Below are 19,369 nucleotides of genomic sequence, written 5' to 3'. Positions count from 1 at the left end.
CATATTTGTTCACTAAAACGATCGTCTTTGCGATCTTGCACCAAGTTTAGACATTAAAATGATGACGGATGGTAGCATATTCAAGGCTTAAGGCTGTAATAATTCGTGACTATACCGTACGAACAGCGTGAAAAATCGACGATCAGACTCCCCAATATAGGTTGTTGCTTGATGTTTGTGCATTGCTAACGCAGTATTTCAATAGATCCCGAAGTTTAACTTACGGAAGTATCAAAAATTACGATATGACACAAAGCACCGCTCATAAGAGCTTTATAAAACGACATTCAGACTCTATTTTAGCTTTTTTGGCGACTTTATGTGTCACTGCTGGTGTAGTTGGTGCTGCTTATACAATGCAGCAACGGTATACACAGACTACGTTTGATACTTTAGCCGACCGACAAGCAGAATCACTTAAAGCAAACGTCGAGAATGATCTAAAGTTCATTGGTGCGGGCGCAAACTTTTTCCATTCGATTGAGCGAAGCTATTGGCCATCGTTTCCGATGTATGCGGAACAAGTGATTAACAGCTCGCGAAGTCTCATTGGACTTCAATGGATGCAAAAGGTCGAATTCGAAGATCTTGATGAACATATTTTAAAGACCCGTCAAAAATTTCCAAACTTCCAACCGTTTACCGTTCCTAAAGATGGTCCCAAAACCTACGGGTACATTTTTGAACACAATGAGCCAATTTTCATCGCGTCGGATATCTACCCAAGAACACCGGAAAACCTTTCTCTATTGGGTTTCTATTTTTCGCGCAAACGCTTCGATTTAATCTTGGATGATATTTCCGAAAATGGGCGAGCGAATGTCTCGGATAAAGTTCGCTTGCTGCAAGATGGTTATGACAAGTCCATACCTAAGACTGGGTTGCTGGTGTTCCATCCAGTGTTCGACTTCGAGAACAAATATTTATTAGGAGTAGTGACCGGTGTTATCCGAAGTACGGTTTACTTTGAGGATTTGATTACGAAAACCGCGACGGAGCTCGATATGTCGGTGCGCGTAGAAGATTTGGGATTCGACGCAGCAGATGACCCTGTTCTCTTTCAAAGTGCGAGCTGGGACAACATTCGAGGAACGGTTATAAGCCGGACCATTCAACTGCCTAACCGTGAATGGCGTATTGACTTTAAGCTTTCTGACGCAGTCTCAGCTTGGGAACGTTCTATTTTAGCGGGCACGACACTAGCCGGATTGGTAATCGCCTTTTTGATCAGTTGGATTGTGAATTTACAGTCTCGAGAAAAAGAGCGCTTAGCGGTCATGTTGGAGCTCAAAACCGTTGAATTAAAAAGAATGGCAGAGCGAGACCCTCTAACTCAACTACTGAATCGCCGAGCATTCAACGATCATTTGCTTAATCAGATAAACAAAGGTGTTAACTTCGCCTTGGTTGGTTTTGATATCGACCACTTCAAAGTGATTAATGACAAACACGGCCATTTAGGTGGAGATGAAGCGTTACAACATGTCACTAAGCTGGTCAGTGCTAATTTAAAACCGGGAGATAAGTTTTACCGAGCTGGTGGTGACGAGTTTTGTATTATTTCTAAAGTCATTGATAGAGCAGTGCTAGAAGCTTACCTAGAAAAATTACGGAGTGTTGTGGCAAGTACGGCTTTTGATTATGGTGATGCGTCAATCATCTGTACGTTGAGTATCGGTGCGGTTATCCATAAAGAAGAAGATCCTGAGAGCTTGTATCACAAAATGGATAGTCAACTCTATTTGAGTAAAAAAAACGGCCGTAATAATGTGTCGATCGGCGATTAAATGGGCGCACAAATTCGAGTTTTACGCCGTGTTACGATAGAATCGCACGCTTTAAATTTTTATGTTAGGAACCAAGGCAAACTATGAACCATAACCGTATTGTATGCTTCGATTTAGAAATGTGTTGCTGGAACGAAAATGGCGTCGGCAGCACGGGTGAAATTATCGAAGTGGGGTTAGCTGAAATAGATTTGTCTAAAGGTGAGATAGTCAAGCGTGCTCAATACTACGTGAAACCAGAACACGATGAAGTCTCTCTATTTTGCGCTGAGTTAACGGGCATCACACCACGTAAGATTGAAAAACAAGGACGCCCACTAGAAGAAGTGCTTAAATCCATGGTTAAGAACTTCGGTGGTCGCAACAAAATCTTTGCATCTTGGGGGCGAGATGACCTCATTCTTCTAGAAGAGTGTAAGCAAAAAGGTATTGAAGCACCGTTCACAGAGTTCATCAACTTAGCGACACTCTACCGTATTCAAAATCGTCTTAAAGATAAACGTATAGGCCATCGAGCCGCTCAAGAAGCAAAAGGAATAGACTGGGAAGGGCGTCAACACTCTGGCTATGTAGATGCATATAACTTAGCTAAGCTTGCTTTGACCATGTTTTAGTTATTCGAACCTAGCTAGCTTGTAATTAAATAATCATCCAACCATTGTTGTTTTGTCATGCAGTCTGTTTAGTGTGGAAAGAGCTAAACACATACCTTGACCAGTATTTTAATAACAATGTCGTTGGCTTATTGAAAAACGCGCAGAGTGCGCGTTTTTTTATGGCTACAGAAGCGATATCTGTTGTCATTCTAGGGGTAGCTTAGAGTTAGCCAGCGACTTATATACTCATCTCGTCACTTTACTGAGACTGTAACTTCGCTCGAATGAACTCGCTGTGATCAACATAGAGTAGCTCTGCTGTTTTACGGATCACCGCGTCTTCTAGCGGGTCAATTTCGCCGTCTGCGTAAGCGACTTCCCACATGCTTTTGATTAAGTTGTAACGAGTTTCTTGAGTCAGTTCTCTTAGTTGAGAGGTAAAGTCGTACAGCGAAGCGGAATCTTTTATTTTCTGTTGCGCTTGCTCTAACAAAGTATTTGATTCCTCTTCATTTAACGAAAGCAGTTTCATCAATAAAGAGCGCTTTGTTTCTTGTTCTCTATCATCGACACTATGGTCTGCGCCAGAAACTTCACAAAGCAAACACGCGATAGCCATGTTAGGGGAAAGTGTGTTGGTTTGGCTTAAATCAGAGCCATCAATGAGTTGTTTAAATAATGATGTGAGAGAATTAAACATAATGAACACCGAGCTATTGTTTATTTGGTTAACATGGTAATAAATACGGAAGATCTCAAGGTGCGATACCAAATTTAGCACGCCGTTGACATTTAAGAACGGCCACTTTCTCCCCAAAAAAACCTAAACTCCTGAGTTAGTTCAAGGTGACTTGCCTCTTACAAAGGGCAAGTCATTTTGGGATTGATACTCAGCTTTCAGCACGTGTCGGTGGAAAATGAACTTCGTCACCATCACTCGTCAGAATACTAATTTGACTTGGTTTGCCTTCATCATCAAGGCGTAGCTCACCAATGGCACTATGGTTAACCAAGCGATAAAAGTTGTGCGTACTTGGTGCGCGTTTGTAAATCTTGAGTCGTTTACGTTTTGTGAACCAGTTTAAAGGTGAGCGAGGGCTGTATAGCAGTCTATCTAGGCCATCACACATATTGAGCAGTTGTGTAGGGAACTGATTTTTAATTCCACTACAGGTGATTTGATAGATATTCGGACTGTTTTTTCGATAGCGGAGCTTAATATCGTATGCAAAAGAGTAGTGCACGTCGCCAGAGAGAATAACAAAGTTAGTTGGTGTCTTTGTGTGTGTGAAAATACTAATAAGAGTATTCGCACTTCCGGGGTGAGCCATCCAGTTTTCAGCATCAACCATCAATGGTTTACCAAGCATGGTCACCACACGTTGTAGTGCTTCGATAAATTTCACACCAAACATTGGCGCGGCAGAAACAATAACAACCTTGTCTTGATGCACGAGCTCCTGATGGAACTCAATCATCGCTTCCCAGTCCATTAAGCCAGAAGGTTTGTTCATTTTAGACTCAGAACGCCAGCGTCTGGTTCGTGTATCTAGCACGACAACTTTTGGTGTCGTAGGAATAGTGTAGTGCCAATTCTCAAAGCGATACAAATATTGAATAAATGCATCTTGGGTTTGCGAGGTTCGCTCATCGATAAAGCGTTGAGCGAGGCTCATAAATTCATCATTGAATTTTTCTGGCGCATTTCCCCAACCTTGGCAAAGCCAGTAAGCAATCAAGCTATTACCGATAATGCGTTTTGCAAACGTGTTGCTGTATGCGGCTTGTTCCCAGCCTATGGTGAGATTCCAATCGTCGGTGACATCGTGATCATCAAAAATCATATAGGTTGGAATGTGAGCGAGTAAGCGTTGAACCTTGTCCAGACCTGCGACGAATTTATCAATTTGCTTTTTTTCTTCGCGCCATTGCTGCTGCCATTTGGGTTCAAGAACTTCTCCGCCGACAGTAAATTCGTTTTCTAACAAACGATCCGTTCGAACAAGCTTCCACAAGGTCGGAGACCAAACCAATAAGTACATTGCAAAGCACTCAGCAAAGCTTATTAGGTGATTCTCACACTCTTTGGCGCTGAATATTGGTGTCCCTCGGTGTGGAAAAAACTTACTTAGTAAACTGTCATCACTCACATAATGAGGCAACAATTTATCTCGACCATAATAGCAAGCAGGGTGTTGGTAGAGCTCATTGGTATTTTTTATCGGAGCTTGATCGAATTCTTCGCCTGGCAAACCCAATAAAGCTATGACTTGCTCAATGGCATCGAGAGTGGGGCCTGCAACATGGTCTGCATAGATTTGATCACCACTCATGATGAGCATATCCGGTCTTTCTTCAATGGATTGAGACGCGATTTTATGATCCGCAGCGACCAATGTATCATCACTGAAGTGATGGGGATTACGGCAAGAGCCATGTAGGAGATAATCCGCTTTTTCACTAACGAGGAACTCAATACCCAAGTTTGGCGTATTATCTCGCTCATAAGTCAGGTGAGGGAGCAGTTCCGTCACTAATCCATATTGCGTTTTTATTTGATAGCGTAACGCTTGATGGGTTGGAAACTCGCCTTCTAATTTAAGTAAGCAACACCACGCATTGAGGCCGATTTGAAGCTGTTCTTTTTGTTCACTTAAAGGGGCTTGATAAAGGATGGAGGCATTTTCATCCGTAATTTGCACCATACCCTCCAAGCGTTGGGTGGTGACTAGCCAAATATTGATTTCAGTTGCGGTCACTTTACGTAGGATCGGACCTGCAACGACAAGAGGAAGTGAAGAAATTTCAGTCGTGTTCATCAATGCTGGCAAAACGGCTCCTTATGTGTCAGCTTCTTCTTCTAATATTTCGATAACTTGCGAGCTACTAAGTTCATGTCCCATAAGGAACAAACCAAGCATCGCATCGGCTTTTGACGCGTTATTACTGTCTTCATCCAAAATTTGCTGAAGCCGAGTTCTAATTAGGTCGATTTCGTGTTCGACGAAGCCACGCCCTTCTTCGTCACCTTGACCATCTTCTGGTGCATTATCAAAGTGCAAAAACAACATGTCACCATCGAGTTGAGTCCCTATCAACCTCTCTGGCAGCCATGCTTCTCCCATCACAATGTCTGGGTCTGTGTCTGCGGGTAAATGATTCAAGGTAGAGATGAGTTCTGATGCTTTCACTTTTTACTTCATTATGTTTGATTTAGAACTAAGCTAGAGTTTAAGCGCTTGTTGTAATGGTAAAATATTCGCAAACAAGCTCACCTAGTCGTGCAATATTAATATGATCTTGGGACTCAAACTGTCACGAGGATGACAACATTTGCCATTGTAACGGCTATCATCAGCAGAACATAAGCTTTTAATGGCAAATCATTGATGTTTGCCTGCTTCTCAACCAACATTTTTCGAACTCATGAAGAGATTAATTCTAACAACACTCGCTTTACCTTTAGCTGCGGCAGTTTCTTCTGCGCATGGTGCAGACGAACAAACGTGGGGGATTGCTGCGATGTATCGCACAGCATCGATTCCGTTTTACACCGCCGATAATGACTCTACGGTGAGTACATTTGTACCAATGATGTTCTTTGAAAACGAACATGTGTATATCAATGGCATTGAAGGTGGCGCTTTTTTGTATAACGAGAGTGATTCCGACTGGCGCGCGAGCGCACTCATGCGATTGAGATTTGTCGATATTCCCATGTCGCTACAAAATGCTAATGAAGGGGACAGAGTCGATTTCGGTGGGCAAGTGCGTTATAGCATTAACGACAATTGGCGCGCAGAAGTAGAGTTGATGGCGGACGACGAACTCCAGTTTCACTCTAATTACCGCCTTGCTGCCAATTATGTATTTGGGGATTGGGAATTAGAGCCATCGATTACGATTCGATACAAAGACGCTGATTTCAATAGTGAATATTATTCCTTTAAGGATATTACTGGCGAGAGAATTGGAGCTGGGCTTGACACCAATCTTGGTATTAAAGCGCGTTACCATGTAACTTCAAATTTGTATTTATTGGGTGAGACGAGTGTTACTCGCTTAGATGATAACACCTACAACAGTCAGCTTGTAGAAGATCGATATCAGGGAGAAGTGTTTGTCGGTTTTGGCTTTTTCAACGATAAAAGCAAAGCTCCGAAACCGACACTGAGCAATAAAGCATATCTACGTATTGCGCATGGTTGGGCGACGCCTTCGAACATCGGTGAAATATTTAGCTTTGAGAGAGAAAAAGACCCATACGACAATCAACTTACTTCATTGTTTTATGGGCATCCATTAACGGATGAGCTGTTTGGTTTTCCTCTTGATATTTATTTAACGCCAGGGTTGGTTCATCACTGGTCGTCCAGTGTTCAGTCTGCGAGCACAGAATACGTCATGGCGATTAAGGCTTATTATACGGTTAATTGGCCTACGACTTGGCGATTTGGTGTAGCGGAAGGTGTGTCATACATTGATAGCATTACCTATATTGAAGGCACAGAAATGGAAGACAAGGGTTATACACCAAGCAAGTTGCTCAATTACTTAGATTTCTCGTTTGATGTCAATGTAGGCGATCTCTTCAACCAAAAGAGCTGGAACAATATGTGGGTGGGCTATTCATTGCATCACCGCTCGGCGATTTTTGAAAGCGCTTCCCAGTTTGGGCGAATTAAAGGTGGGAGTAACTACAATACTATTTATTTCCAGTTCGAGTTTTAGCGCATCGCGAGATGCATATAAGTCGGATTTGCAACTGACTTATTTATCGCCCATTATGAGTAATGATGAATAATACTATGCTGCTTTCAACGAGAAATTTCGTATATCGTGCCAGAGTTAAGGCTGTTTGTGATGCATCTGATGAGTCGGATGGCATGAGCACCATGAGTATCGACTCCTCATTCAATCTTCAAATTGAAGCGATAAATTGTACCAACGCTGAATTTGCCAAACGCTTTTTTGCCATTCACGGAGAAGGGCATTTGGAGGGCGATGAATGGTTGGTGTTGTACGTCAACTCTCTTGACGTTAAGGCGGGAGACAATATAGAAGTCCGTAGCGATGTCGCGTTTAATGCGATGATCGAGAACATGATATGCGAAGCTGAGCGGTCTTTAGAAAAAGTCTACCTCGATGCAATACGTAACTTGGAGAAAGTGAATCGTTTTTGACGATGTAAGCGACCCTATAAACACGATCAAGGCATCTTGATCTAAAAAGGGATTGGCGCGAACCAATCCCTTTTGTATTCTGGTTTATTCTAACTTACGCCATTGTTGCAAGTTGGCTTTGCGCTTCTGAAATGCCTTTTGCAGCTGCATCTTCACCCATGTTTAGCGCTTCTGCGTAAACAAATTCCACATCAGTGATTCCTACAAAACCCAGTACAGTGCGTAGGTACGGCGTAACGTTGTCAGTTGGTGAATCTTTATGAATACCACCACGAGTCGTTACTACAATCGCCTTTTTACCTTCAATCAAACCTTGAACACCGTTTTCTGTGTATTTGAATGTCACGCCTGCACGAGCAATCAAATCAATCCAGTTTTTAAGCTGAGTCGGGATGGTGAAGTTGTACATTGGAGCGGCAATAACCAAAGTGTCTGTGGCCTTTACTTCTTCAATAAGGGTGTCAGACAAGTCGACTACCGCTTGCTGTTCTTGTGAAAGATCTTCCGTAGCGCGCAGTGCAGTCGCAACGGCGAAGTCCAAAACAGGTAGCGGGTTTGCAGCCAAATCACGAACAGTAAGCTTGTCTTGGTCTACATTTTTGATGAAGTCTTCAACCAATTTGTTTGATTGAGAGTAATCGCCAAGGATGCTTGATTTTAGAGCTAGTACACGAGACATAATGGTTATTCCTTAAATAAGTGCTTTCGACTATGGGAGCCATTATAAGCAACGTAAGTGAGTTCAAAAGCCTAGCGATTCGCTGAACATGTTCGAAAAAATTGAATGAGCTTTCGGTTATCTTGTTACAGATCTTGTGTGATACAATCCGCGCAGTTTTTGTAATGAAAAGAATAGGAAACGCTTTGACTTCGTCACAGCCCCCAAAAAAGAATCTAGCTGAAGAGCAAGCGACACCGTCAAATGGTGCGCAAAAAGCGACAGCGAAACAAGCTCAAACACCTCAGGCTCAAGTGAATAGTGCTGCATCTCTGCGTAAAGCGCTGAATCAGTGCATGATGCGCGACCGTTTCCGCTTGAGTAAACGTATTTCTGGTGCAAGCAAAATTAAGAAGGACGCAGCGCGTAATGCTGTGTTCGACGAAATCGCATTAGACATCGCAAAATCCATGATGGTTGCAGAGCAGCGCAGCAACTACAAACCAACGATTGAGTACCCAGAAATCCTGCCTGTAAGCCAAAAACGTGACGATATTGCGAAAGCGATCGAAGAAAACCAAGTGGTTATCGTCGCGGGTGAAACCGGTTCTGGTAAAACCACTCAGCTACCAAAAATCTGTGCTGAGCTTGGTCGCGGTAAATTTGGTCTGATTGGTCATACTCAGCCTCGTCGTCTTGCAGCGCGTTCGGTTGCTAACCGTATTGCCGAAGAGATGGAAACCAAGCTTGGTGAGTTTGTTGGTTACAAGGTTCGATTCAACGATCAGATCTCTGAAAATACCCAAATCAAATTGATGACGGACGGTATCTTGTTGGCTGAAATTCAGCATGACCGTTTCTTGAATCAATACGACACCATCATTATCGATGAAGCGCACGAGCGCAGCCTCAACATCGATTTCATCTTGGGTTACTTGAAAGAGTTGCTGCCACGTCGTCCTGATTTGAAAGTGATCATCACGTCGGCAACCATCGACCCAGAACGCTTCTCAAAACACTTCAACAATGCACCAATCATTGAAGTATCGGGTCGTACTTACCCGGTAGAAACACGTTACCGCCCACTAAGCGGTGATGACGACAATGATCGTGACCAGCTTGAAGGCATCTTCGAAGCGGTAGATGAACTGTGCGATGAAGGTTTAGGTGACATCCTGATTTTCATGAATGGTGAACGTGAAATCCGTGATACCGCAGATGCATTGTCCAAACGTAATCTGAAGAGCACGGAAATTGTGCCGCTTTACGCGCGTTTGTCGGCAGGTGAGCAGAATAAGATTTTCCAACCTCATACTGGTCGCCGAATTGTACTGGCAACCAACGTGGCAGAAACCTCGCTAACTGTTCCGGGTATTAAGTACGTTATCGACCCGGGTACGGCGCGTATCAGTCGATACAGTTACCGTACTAAGGTTCAGCGTCTTCCAATTGAGCCAGTTTCTCAGGCGAGTGCGAACCAGCGTAAAGGTCGTTGTGGTCGTGTGGAAGAGGGTATTTGCATTCGTCTGTACTCAGAGGAAGATTTTGAGTCACGCCCAGAGTTTACTGATCCTGAAATCCTGCGTACCAATCTAGCGTCGGTTATCTTGCAAATGACGGCACTTGGTTTGGGTGATATTCAAGCGTTTCCGTTTGTGGAAGCACCGGATAAACGTAACATCCAAGACGGCGTGCGTTTGCTGGAAGAGCTTGGTGCGATTAACTCTGAGGTAAAAGATCCGAAAAAACGCCTGACTTCCATTGGTCGCCAATTAGCGCGTTTGCCAATCGATCCGCGCTTGGCGCGTATGGTATTGGAAGCGCCAAAATATGGTGCGCTTAAAGAAGTGATGATCATCGCAGCTGCCTTGTCGATTCAAGATCCACGCGAACGTCCTTCAGACAAACAACAATCGTCAGACGATAAACATCGTCGCTTCTTCCATGAAGAGTCGGACTTCCTGACATTTGTGAATTTGTGGGAATACATCCAAAAGCAGCAAAAAGCCTTGTCTAGCAATCAGTTCCGCAAACAGTGTAAGCAAGACTATTTGAACTACTTGCGCGTTCGCGAGTGGCAAGATGTGTACTTCCAAATTCATCAGTCGATGCGTGAGATGGAATTCAAGCTTAACGACGAGCCCGCTTCTTACCATGGCGTACACAGTGCCATTTTGGTTGGTTTGCTGTCGCACATCGGCATGAAAGACCAAGAAAAGAATGAATATCAAGGCGCGCGTAATGCTCGTTTCCATATCTTCCCTGCATCAGGTCTATTCAAGAAACAGCCTAAGTGGATCATGTCTGCTGAGTTGGTGGAAACCTCAAAACTTTGGGGTCGTATCATCGCAAAGATTCAGCCAGAATGGATTGAACCGTTAGCTAAACACCTTATTAAACGTAGTTACAGCGAACCACATTGGTCGAAGAAACGCGCTGCGGTGATGGCGCACGAAAAAGTGATGCTTTACGGCGTACCAATCGTACCGAAACGCTTGGTCAACTACGGCAGTATCGATTCGACCGTAAGTCGCGAAATCTTCATTCGTAGTGCATTGGTTGAGGGGGAATGGGAAACCAAACACGCGTTCTTTAAGCAAAACCGTAAGCTTCTGCAAGAAGTGGAAGAGCTTGAGCATAAATCTCGTCGTCGTGACATCTTGGTGGATGATGATGAGCTGTTTGATTTCTATGACCAACGTGTTGGTACTGAAGTCGTTTCTGGCAAACACTTCGATACGTGGTGGAAAAAGGCATCTAAAGAAAATCCGGAACTGCTGAACTTTGAAAAAGAGATGCTGTTCAAGGGTGATGCTAGCCATGTGACCGATTTGGATTACCCGAACTTCTGGCATCAAAATGGTTTGAAGCTCAAATTGAGTTACCAATTTGAACCAGGCGATGATAGTGACGGTGTCACAGTGCATTTGCCGTTGCCGATTTTAAACCAAGTTGAACCAGCGGGTTTTGATTGGCAGATCCCAGGTTTACGCCATGAGCTTGTGGTTAGCTTGATTAAATCGTTGCCAAAGACAATTCGTAAGAACTTTGTGCCTGCGCCAAACTATGCCGATGCATTCTTAGCACGTGTCACGCCAATGGAAGCGCCGCTGCTAGATTCATTAGAGAAAGAGTTGCGACGCATGACGGGCGTAGAGGTACTGCGTGAAGACTGGAACTTGGAACAAGTACCTGAGCACTTGAAAGTCACGTTCCGCGCGGTTGATCATCGAAATCGTAAACTGAAGGAACATAAAGACCTTCATGAACTGAAAGAAAGTTTGAAAGACAAAGTTCAAGAAACGCTTTCCAAAGTTGCGGATGACGATATCGAACAGCAAGGTCTGCATACGTGGAGTTTTGGCGAATTGCCGAAAGTGTATCAACAAAAACGTGGCGGCTACGATGTAAAAGCGTATCCGGCGCTTGTTGATAGCAAAGACAGCGTTGAAATCAAACTCTACGAAACCGAATTTGAGCAGATCACCGCAATGCGCGCTGGCCAGCGTCGTTTGATTTTGTTGAATGTACCGTCTCCAATTAAATATTTGCACGCTAACTTACCGAACAAATCGAAGTTGGGGTTGTATTTTAACCCTTACGGCAAGGTGCTTGATCTGATAGATGACTGCATTGCCTGCGGTGTCGATAAGCTTATTGAAGAGCAGGGTGGTTTAGTTTGGGAGCCAGAGAAGTTCGAAGCGTTGAAAGAACACGTTCGTGCTGAATTGGGTGACACCGTTGTAGAGATCGCTCAACAGGTTGAGACTATTCTGACCACGGCGTTTAGCATCAATAAGAAGCTAAAAGGCAAGATCGACTTCACAATGGCGTTTGCTCTGTCCGATATCAAAGCACAAATTGAAGGCTTGATCTTCAAAGGCTTTGCAACGGAATGTGGCTGGAAGCGCTTGCCGGATATTCTTCGCTACATGCGCGCGATAGAGCGCCGTATGGAGAAGTTGCCAATCGATCCAAACAAAGATCGTTTACATATGCTGAAGATTGAATCTGTGACTCAAGACTATAAAGAGTTGCTGAACAAGATCCCGAAAGGTGTGGCCATTCCTGAAAATGTAAAAGAAGTGCGTTGGATGATTGAAGAACTTCGCGTGAGTTACTTTGCTCAACAATTAGGCACTCCTTATCCTGTTTCTGATAAACGAGTCAAAAACGCGATTGATGCTTGCTAATCAACCAGTAAAATAGTGTCAGATTTGTAATTATCGCTTAAGAAGTTGCTGGTACACTAATTGCTAGTAACTCAATAAGCATTATTTTTTAGTTCTGGGAGGCAATAGTTCGCCTCCCTTTATTTGTAGTACCAACGACTGAGTTATGCAGACGTGGGAATAATAAAGAGTAAAGGTAGATGATGAAAAAAACTCTATTAGCAGTGGCGCTACTTGGCGCATCTTCTGCGGCAATGGCGGATTCTTGGATTTACGGTGGTGCAACAGTAGGTCAGTCTGACTACAAAGGTGAAACGGACACATCATACTCTGTTCACGTTGGTACAGGCATTCTACCTATCATTGGTGTTGAAGCTGGTGTAACACAACACGGTGAGTTCAACGTAAATGGTCAAGACACTAAGCTAACTTCTTACTACGCAGCACTTAAGCCAAGCATCGACTTCGGTCCGCTACACGTGTACGCAAAAGGTGGTTTCCATCAGTGGGACAAAAAAGTGAAAGGCGGCAAAGACGATGACGATTTGGACCTAATGTACGGTGTGGGTGCTGAGTACTTCATTTTTGGCCCAATGTCTGTTGGTGCTAGCTACATGAACTACACTGCTGGTAAAGACGATATCAGCACGTTCTCTGTTAACGCAACACTACATTTCCTATAAGCGTCAAGCTTTCTAACACCATATGAAACACACCGGCTTTATGTCGGTGTTTTTTTGTCTGGAAGTCACAAAACAAAAGTTGAACATAAATTATTCACTTTTAGAGTCTTAAAATGCCTATGCTTTCCAATATATAGTGGCGATTAAATGCGCATATTTGCGTAATGTTTCGCTTAGGAATCGATCAGGAAGGGATAGTATGAAAAAAACACTCTCGTTATTCGCTCTAACGTTGTGCTCAACGTCAGCAATGGCTGACTCTTGGATTTACGCTGGTGGTCAAATTGGTCAGTCCGATATCGACAGCGAAAATGATACAACTTATGGTATTCATGTCGGTACTGGTATTTTGCCATTCATTGGCATTGAAGCAGGCTACTTTAACCACGGCAAAGTGGATTTATCTTTGAGTGGCAGCAGGGGTAGTGCTGATTTTGATTCATTCTATTTAGCGGCGAAACCTAGTATCGACTTCGGCCCGTTACACGTTTACGCAAAAGGCGGCATCAATGCATTCAACGTTGATTATGACGGCGGACTGAGAAACTTAGACAAAGATGATGGCGTCTCTTACATGTATGGTGTTGGTGCCGAATACTTCTTGCTTGACAATGTGTCTGTGGGCGCGAGTTATCAAGCGTTTGGCGTGGATATTGAAGGCGATAGCGATACCGTTAGCAGCGTAACAGGGAACATCACCTTCCATTTCTTATAACGCTCGCTGGATGAAAGGTTTGCTGATTTGGTTTCGTCGTTAATTGTGAAACCAAATCAGCGCAGGTCTTCTCTATTTGCGCAGTGACTGGCTATGAACTTAAGTATTTCTTGTGTCTTTTCTAGTCTACAACCTACGACAAAATCAATCGTTAGACCTCATAATTTTTGTGTTGATATTATTTCCCCTTCATCTGTCTTGAATTGAGCTTAAAATGCAATAAATCACGACTTTTTGCAAAAATATGTGATTGCTGCTAAAATTCGTCCCGCTTTAAAACTTTAGAGTTCAAATTAATGGAGGGCGGTATTGGAGTTCTTCTCACCTGAGGGGCGTTTCAAATTCACGTTAAATTTGTATTTATGGATAATGCATTTAAAAAATATAGTATTGATACAACCGATTATCAGGTTGGACAGGATAACGTTCAAAAGTGGGGATTCGATATACATAACCCGGTTTTTGGCATTAGTGCGGGGCTCGTTGTTTTCTGCCTGATTTCACTTCTTCTTGTTGAGCCAACCACTGCTCGTGACGTATTAAACGGTCTAAAAAACGGAATTATCGAACAGTTTGATGCGTTCTTTATGTGGTCGACAAACTTCTTCTTATTGTTCGCCGTTGCTCTTCTTTTTTCTCCGCTAGGTAAAATCCGCTTAGGAGGCAAAGAAGCAACGCCGGATCACTCAACCGTTTCTTGGTTGTCGATGCTTTTCGCCGCGGGTATGGGTATTGGTCTTCTGTTCTGGAGTGTGGCTGAGCCGACCGCGTATTTCACTGATTGGTGGGGAATGCCACTTAACGCAGTACCATACACCGAAGAAGCAAAATCCCTCGCGATGGGTGCCACTATGTTCCACTGGGGTGTACATGGTTGGAGTATTTACGCACTCGTTGCACTAGCATTAGCGTTTTTTGCCTTTAACAAAGGTTTACCACTTTCATTGCGCGCGGCGTTCTATCCAATTTTTGGTGACCGTGCATGGGGTTGGTTAGGTCACGTTATTGATATCCTTGCCGTTTTGTCGACGCTATTTGGTCTTGCAACGTCGCTAGGTCTAGGTGCTCAGCAGGCGACCAGTGGTATTAACCATGTCTTTGGTCTAGAAGGCGGCATTGGTACACAAATGATTGTGATCACCTTCGTTACCTTTATCGCGGTGCTATCAGTGATTCGTGGTATTGATGGTGGTGTTAAGCTACTGAGTAACGTCAATATGGTGGTTGCGTTTGCGCTGCTTATTTTCATTACCTTCATCACGTTTGATACGGCGTGGAGCTCGCTACGCGACACAACAATGGCTTACATTGAAAATATTATTCCATTGAGTAACCCTCACGGTCGTGAAGATGAAACTTGGATGCACGGCTGGACGGTATTCTACTGGGCTTGGTGGGTATCTTGGTCACCGTTTGTTGGTATGTTTATCGCGCGTGTGTCTAAAGGTCGTACGGTTCGAGAATTCTTATTCGCAGTCATCGTTATTCCTACAGTTGTTACTTTGATTTGGATGTCTGTGTTTGGTGGTATCGCGCTTGACCAAGTGGTGAATAAAGTTGGTGAGCTAGGTGCAAATGGCCTAACTGATATTTCATTGACTCTGTTCCATGTTTACGATGCGCTTCCGTATAGCTCAGTGATTTCAATGCTTTCTATCGTGCTGATTCTGGTATTCTTTATTACATCGTCAGACTCTGGCTCGCTGGTTATCGATAGTATTACCGCCGGTGGTAAGATTGATGCACCAGTACCGCAACGCATTTTCTGGGCGTGTATTGAAGGCGCAATTGCAGCCGTAATGCTGTGGGTTGGTGGTAAAGAAGCCTTGCAAGCATTGCAATCAGGCGTTGTTGCAACAGGGTTACCGTTTACTTTTGTTCTGCTGTTGATGTGCGTAAGTTTGGTGAAAGGGTTAAGAACAGAACTGCCAGCTTACAAATAAATACAACACGATCCATGATTGAGTTTAAATGCCGAGCCTAATGTGCTCGGCATTTTTTATTTCTACTTTTCTTTTCCAATAATTTCGTTACAGTTTAGGCTTATTCCCACCTCATTAAACTGTATTATGTCACTGGCTAAACTCATTCTTATTCGTGGACTTCCGGGTTCAGGTAAAACAACCTTAGCAAAACAATTGGCAATAGATCTTGGTGCTAAGCATTTTGAAGCTGACATGTATTTTGAAAATGATGAAGGTGATTATCACTTTGAACCAGTTCAATTACCTCAAGCGCATGAGTGGTGTTTTCAGCAAACTAGAAAGTGGTTGAACAGAGGGAAAGTTGTGATTGTGAGCAATACGTTTGTTCGACATTGGGAGATGAAGCGTTACATGGACTACTGCATGAAGAAGCGCATCGAGGTGGAAATTAAAGTGTGCCACGGAGCGTATCAAAGCATTCATGATGTGCCACCAGCGACGATAGAAAAGATGCGCCGCCAGTGGCAAGAGTGACCGTTACCAGAACCGGAAGTTATTGACCTCGTCCGTCAATCATCACAACGAATGTTTTGCTCATGATTGAAAGGTCCATTGAAATCCAAGAGTAAAACGAACCTAAGCTTAGTGCGTAACTGTGGTCAAACCCAACTTTGCGTCTTACATCCTCAATGCATGCATCATAGCCTTGGTTAACCTGAGCTAAGCCTGTGATACCTGGTAACACGCCATATGTGCGCTCTACAAAATAGGGGATTTCATCTTCCAATTTCTGGTAGAAAGCTGGGCGTTCTGGGCGCGGCCCAATCATCGACATTTCACCTCTCAACACATTAAACAGTTGAGGTAGTTCATCTAAACGTGTTTTGCGTAAAAAGCGTCCTACTGGCGTGATGCGGGGATCATTTTCAGTTGCCCATACTGCGCCAGAGCGTTGCTCTGCATCAATATACATGGTGCGAAACTTCATGATTTGAAAAAGATCCATTTTTTCTGGTGTGCAGCGTCCTACTCGCAATTGGCGATAAATCACAGGGCCTTTCGATGTGGTTTTGATCGCTAGCGCGATAAATGGGAAAAGTGGTGCAGTGACGACCAAAATAAGCATTGCAACCAGTACATCAAACGTTCTTTTCGCGTGGCATACATTTGAATCGTAGCGTGAGTTTTTCATGATGCTTTCCTTATTGGTTGACGCGTTTCCAACGTCCATTTTCCATTCCGAGCAAATACTTCATACCGCCGATAAAGTTGGCGAGATGACCAATGACGATGTAGCTAATCAGCTTAAAAGGTTTAATAGTGTTAAGTGCTGGCATTAAGTAAGTAATAAGCGCGATGCTGTAAATACCAACTTGTGCGAACAGCATTACTTGAAACAGTGGATTGTGTGCCAGTAGTAGTGAGCAAATAAAGCAAACAATCATCAAATAGGGTGTTGCTAAGCGCAGAACCTTTCCCGATAGAAATGCAAAGGCAGTGCCACGATAACGAGGTAGCAGTAATTTCTTTAATTGCATGAGCTGCTGCATGTTACCCGCTGAAATTCTTAGGCGCCGCTTGAAATCTGCGTTGTCTGAGCTCTGTTCTAGTTCAAGAGCCAGCATGTTTGGCTCGTAAATAGCGCTATAGCCTCGCAAAACGATTCTCATAGGGAGAATAAAGTCGTCATTAATGGTGCTAACTTCCAGTGGTTCAAATAAGTGAGTTCTGAAAGTGTAAAACGCACCGTGGGAACCAATCGTTGAACCTAACAAAGATTCTTGGTGCTTTACTCGAGACTGGTATTGCCAATACGCCGCTTCACCTTGGTTATCAGTGCTCATTATTTGATATGTTGCGTTAACCACTCCAACGTTCTCATTTTGATAATGCTGACTAGCTAGCAATAGAGAATCGCAAGAAATCAATGCCGACGTGTCACTCAGTGCGGTAATGTCCGAGCTAACATGACGCATTTCTTCGTTGAGTAGGGCAACTTTACCGCGATTGACTTGGTGATCATTAATAATGAACAGAGTATCAGAGCAGATTGCTTCTTGAATTGTCGCTTGAGCAATCTCGGCTGTGTTATCTGTGCAGCCATCACATGCGATCACTACTCTTAATTTATCCCTCGGGTAGTCTAGGCTCGCAAGGTTACGGATCTTCTCTGCTATCCATTGTTCTTCATTGTAGGCGGGCACGATGACAGTAATAGAGGGTAGCTGGCTGTCTGTTTTGGAGGCTTTGTAAGCTCGCTCTACAAATGGTGCTTTGGTTTCGTCTTGCTGTTTTAAAGGAAGCCACTTAAGGAGCAGTGGGTACCCAACGTGATGATAGACAATCAAAAACGCGGATAAACCAAACCCTATAATCCAAAGTAAATCATTCATAGCTAGCCTCCTTGGCCAAACGTGAGTAGCGACTCACCATGTCTCTGATATCAAAGTGTTTGAGAATAAAAGTTCGAGGAGAATGGTGTGATGATTCCATTTGATGTGATAACGCTTCGGCCAACGAAAACACACGATTTGCTTCAACCAGTGTGCTGTTGTTCGGACAGAGTGTCTCTTTCACGCCACCAACATCGGTTGCGACACAAGGAACGTCACATGCTTGAGCTTCTAGTGTTGAGAGGGGGAAACCCTCTTGAAGCGACGGTAAACAAAATAAATCGAGGCTTTGGTAAAAGCTGGGCATATCGTCGACCAAGCCTAAAAAGGTAACGCGATCCTCAAGTTTTAACGTTCTAACTTGTGCTTCCAATTGAGCTCGCTGAGAACCATCTCCAGCAATGGCTAGGTGTGTGTTTGGCGTAAGATGAGAGAAGGCTTCGATAAGCGCTTTATGGCCTTTAACTGCTTCTAGACGCCCGGCAACGCCAATCACGATTTTGTCGGTTGGAAGTTCAAACAAGTGTCTTGTTGCCGTTTGGTCACCGCTTTTAAACTTCTGACAGTCAACCCCGTTATGGATAGTACAAACTTTGCGATACTTTAACTTAGTCTGTATTTGATGGGCGACAAAGTTAGCATCGGCAACCACTTGCGGGCGAATCATCGTTAGCAAAAGGGACTGTAGTTGAGCTGATTTTTTGTTATTAAGGTGCCATGCGTCGTGCTCGGTATGAATCACTACAGGTACGTGCGCTAAACGTGCAGCAATACCACCATACAGAAGTGGGCCGATATGATGGGTGTGGACCACGTCTGGTCGCATTCTTTTTATCATTGAAGTCAGCGTAGCGATGGTCTTCCCGCTGAATCCAGGTCTTTTATTAAGAAAGTGTAGTTGGCCTTGGTAGGGCAACAGTTTTTGCCAGCCTTGTAGTGCATGTTCTTTGCTTCCTTCTAAGCTCACGACAAAAACGGAATGGTTGGGCTGCGCAAAACGAAGCATTTCTAGTACGAGCGTTTCTAAACCACCAGGAGCTAAGTGTTGCACGACGTGTAATATCACTTTTTTGCTGTGCTTAGTGTTATTGTGTTTTTGTCTGAATTCCATTTTCAAACCCTCGTTGAGTTCTTTGTTTATTTAGGAATTGCAGACTGCGTGCCAAAAAATTAATCATTTAAAAACAATAAGTTAATATTGATGTTTGTGAGGATTTATGTTTATTCTCAATTTGAGATTCATATTAGTGGACATGC

At 43.6% G+C, this 19,369-nt stretch carries 16 protein-coding genes; 9 read left to right on the top strand and 7 right to left on the bottom strand.

All coding sequences use genetic code 11. From position 1 onward, the window contains the following. Positions 1-245: 245 nt before the first annotated feature. Positions 246-1,787, top strand: a complete 1,542-nt coding sequence (locus R7127_RS12925) for a sensor domain-containing diguanylate cyclase (RefSeq protein ID WP_005377686.1) — start codon at positions 246-248, stop codon at positions 1,785-1,787. Positions 1,788-1,870: 83 nt separating this feature from the next. Next, positions 1,871-2,401, top strand: a complete 531-nt coding sequence (locus R7127_RS12920; RefSeq protein WP_005377684.1) for a 3'-5' exonuclease — start codon at positions 1,871-1,873, stop codon at positions 2,399-2,401. 241 nt (positions 2,402-2,642) lie between these two features. Here the strand turns inward: R7127_RS12920 and R7127_RS12915 are convergent, their stop codons facing one another. From R7127_RS12915 to R7127_RS12905, 3 genes are all read right to left on the bottom strand, one after another. After that, positions 2,643-3,083: a TerB family tellurite resistance protein gene (locus tag R7127_RS12915; protein WP_017820644.1), complete on the bottom strand. Its 441-nt coding sequence runs from the start codon at positions 3,081-3,083 to the stop codon at positions 2,643-2,645. 190 nt (positions 3,084-3,273) lie between these two features. Then, entirely contained in the window at positions 3,274-5,214 is a 1,941-nt protein-coding gene (locus tag R7127_RS12910) for an alkaline phosphatase D family protein (RefSeq protein ID WP_025766686.1), read from the bottom strand. Positions 5,215-5,223: 9 nt separating this feature from the next. After that, positions 5,224-5,574, bottom strand: coding sequence for a hypothetical protein (locus R7127_RS12905; RefSeq protein ID WP_017634942.1), 351 nt, complete (start codon positions 5,572-5,574; stop codon positions 5,224-5,226). 235 nt (positions 5,575-5,809) lie between these two features. Between R7127_RS12905 and R7127_RS12900 the strand changes: the two genes are divergently transcribed. After that, positions 5,810-7,114, top strand: a complete 1,305-nt coding sequence (locus R7127_RS12900) for a MipA/OmpV family protein (protein ID WP_172563275.1) — start codon at positions 5,810-5,812, stop codon at positions 7,112-7,114. Positions 7,115-7,179: 65 nt separating this feature from the next. Continuing rightward, complete coding sequence (locus R7127_RS12895) at positions 7,180-7,566, top strand: hypothetical protein (protein WP_104975299.1); 387 nt, start codon at positions 7,180-7,182, stop codon at positions 7,564-7,566. Between the two features lie 94 nt (positions 7,567-7,660). Here the strand turns inward: R7127_RS12895 and R7127_RS12890 are convergent, their stop codons facing one another. Further along, entirely contained in the window at positions 7,661-8,245 is a 585-nt protein-coding gene (locus R7127_RS12890) for an FMN-dependent NADH-azoreductase (protein WP_172563274.1), read from the bottom strand. A gap of 185 nt (positions 8,246-8,430) precedes the next feature. Here R7127_RS12890 and hrpA point away from each other — a divergent pair, with 185 nt between their 5' ends. From hrpA to R7127_RS12865, 5 genes are all read left to right on the top strand, one after another. Next, positions 8,431-12,417: an ATP-dependent RNA helicase HrpA gene (gene hrpA / locus R7127_RS12885; protein WP_206971435.1), complete on the top strand. Its 3,987-nt coding sequence runs from the start codon at positions 8,431-8,433 to the stop codon at positions 12,415-12,417. A gap of 182 nt (positions 12,418-12,599) precedes the next feature. Next, positions 12,600-13,079 (top strand): outer membrane beta-barrel protein, encoded by a 480-nt coding sequence (locus tag R7127_RS12880; RefSeq protein ID WP_021033871.1) that lies wholly within the window; start codon positions 12,600-12,602, stop codon positions 13,077-13,079. A 199-nt stretch (positions 13,080-13,278) separates the two neighbouring features. Next, positions 13,279-13,794: an outer membrane beta-barrel protein gene (locus R7127_RS12875; RefSeq protein WP_005377661.1), complete on the top strand. Its 516-nt coding sequence runs from the start codon at positions 13,279-13,281 to the stop codon at positions 13,792-13,794. A gap of 362 nt (positions 13,795-14,156) precedes the next feature. Continuing rightward, entirely contained in the window at positions 14,157-15,737 is a 1,581-nt protein-coding gene (locus tag R7127_RS12870; protein ID WP_005377659.1) for a BCCT family transporter, read from the top strand. 126 nt (positions 15,738-15,863) lie between these two features. Further along, positions 15,864-16,253, top strand: a complete 390-nt coding sequence (locus tag R7127_RS12865; protein WP_053303090.1) for an AAA family ATPase — start codon at positions 15,864-15,866, stop codon at positions 16,251-16,253. A gap of 19 nt (positions 16,254-16,272) precedes the next feature. On the opposite strand, the gene R7127_RS12860 is transcribed toward R7127_RS12865, so the two are convergent. From R7127_RS12860 to R7127_RS12850, 3 genes are read right to left on the bottom strand one after another with little or no spacing between them, the layout of a single operon-like run. Then, positions 16,273-16,911, bottom strand: a complete 639-nt coding sequence (locus R7127_RS12860; RefSeq protein WP_005377654.1) for a sugar transferase — start codon at positions 16,909-16,911, stop codon at positions 16,273-16,275. 10 nt (positions 16,912-16,921) lie between these two features. Then, positions 16,922-18,112 carry a glycosyltransferase family 2 protein gene (locus tag R7127_RS12855; protein ID WP_064376584.1) on the bottom strand — a complete coding sequence of 397 codons (1,191 nt, stop codon included), beginning with the start codon at positions 18,110-18,112 and terminating at the stop codon, positions 16,922-16,924. Next, on the bottom strand, positions 18,105-19,223 hold the full coding sequence (locus R7127_RS12850) for a glycosyltransferase (protein WP_064376585.1): 1,119 nt from the start codon (positions 19,221-19,223) through the stop codon (positions 18,105-18,107). Before R7127_RS12850 ends, R7127_RS12855 begins: the two co-directional genes overlap by 8 nt. Positions 19,224-19,369 lie beyond the last annotated feature (146 nt).

The sequence above is a fragment of the Vibrio sp. 1159 genome, from assembly GCF_033340395.1.
Classification (GTDB): domain Bacteria; phylum Pseudomonadota; class Gammaproteobacteria; order Enterobacterales; family Vibrionaceae; genus Vibrio; species Vibrio alginolyticus.
The sequence above is the reverse complement of the archived record's forward strand: the minus strand, read 5'-3'. Positions and strand labels throughout refer to the sequence as shown.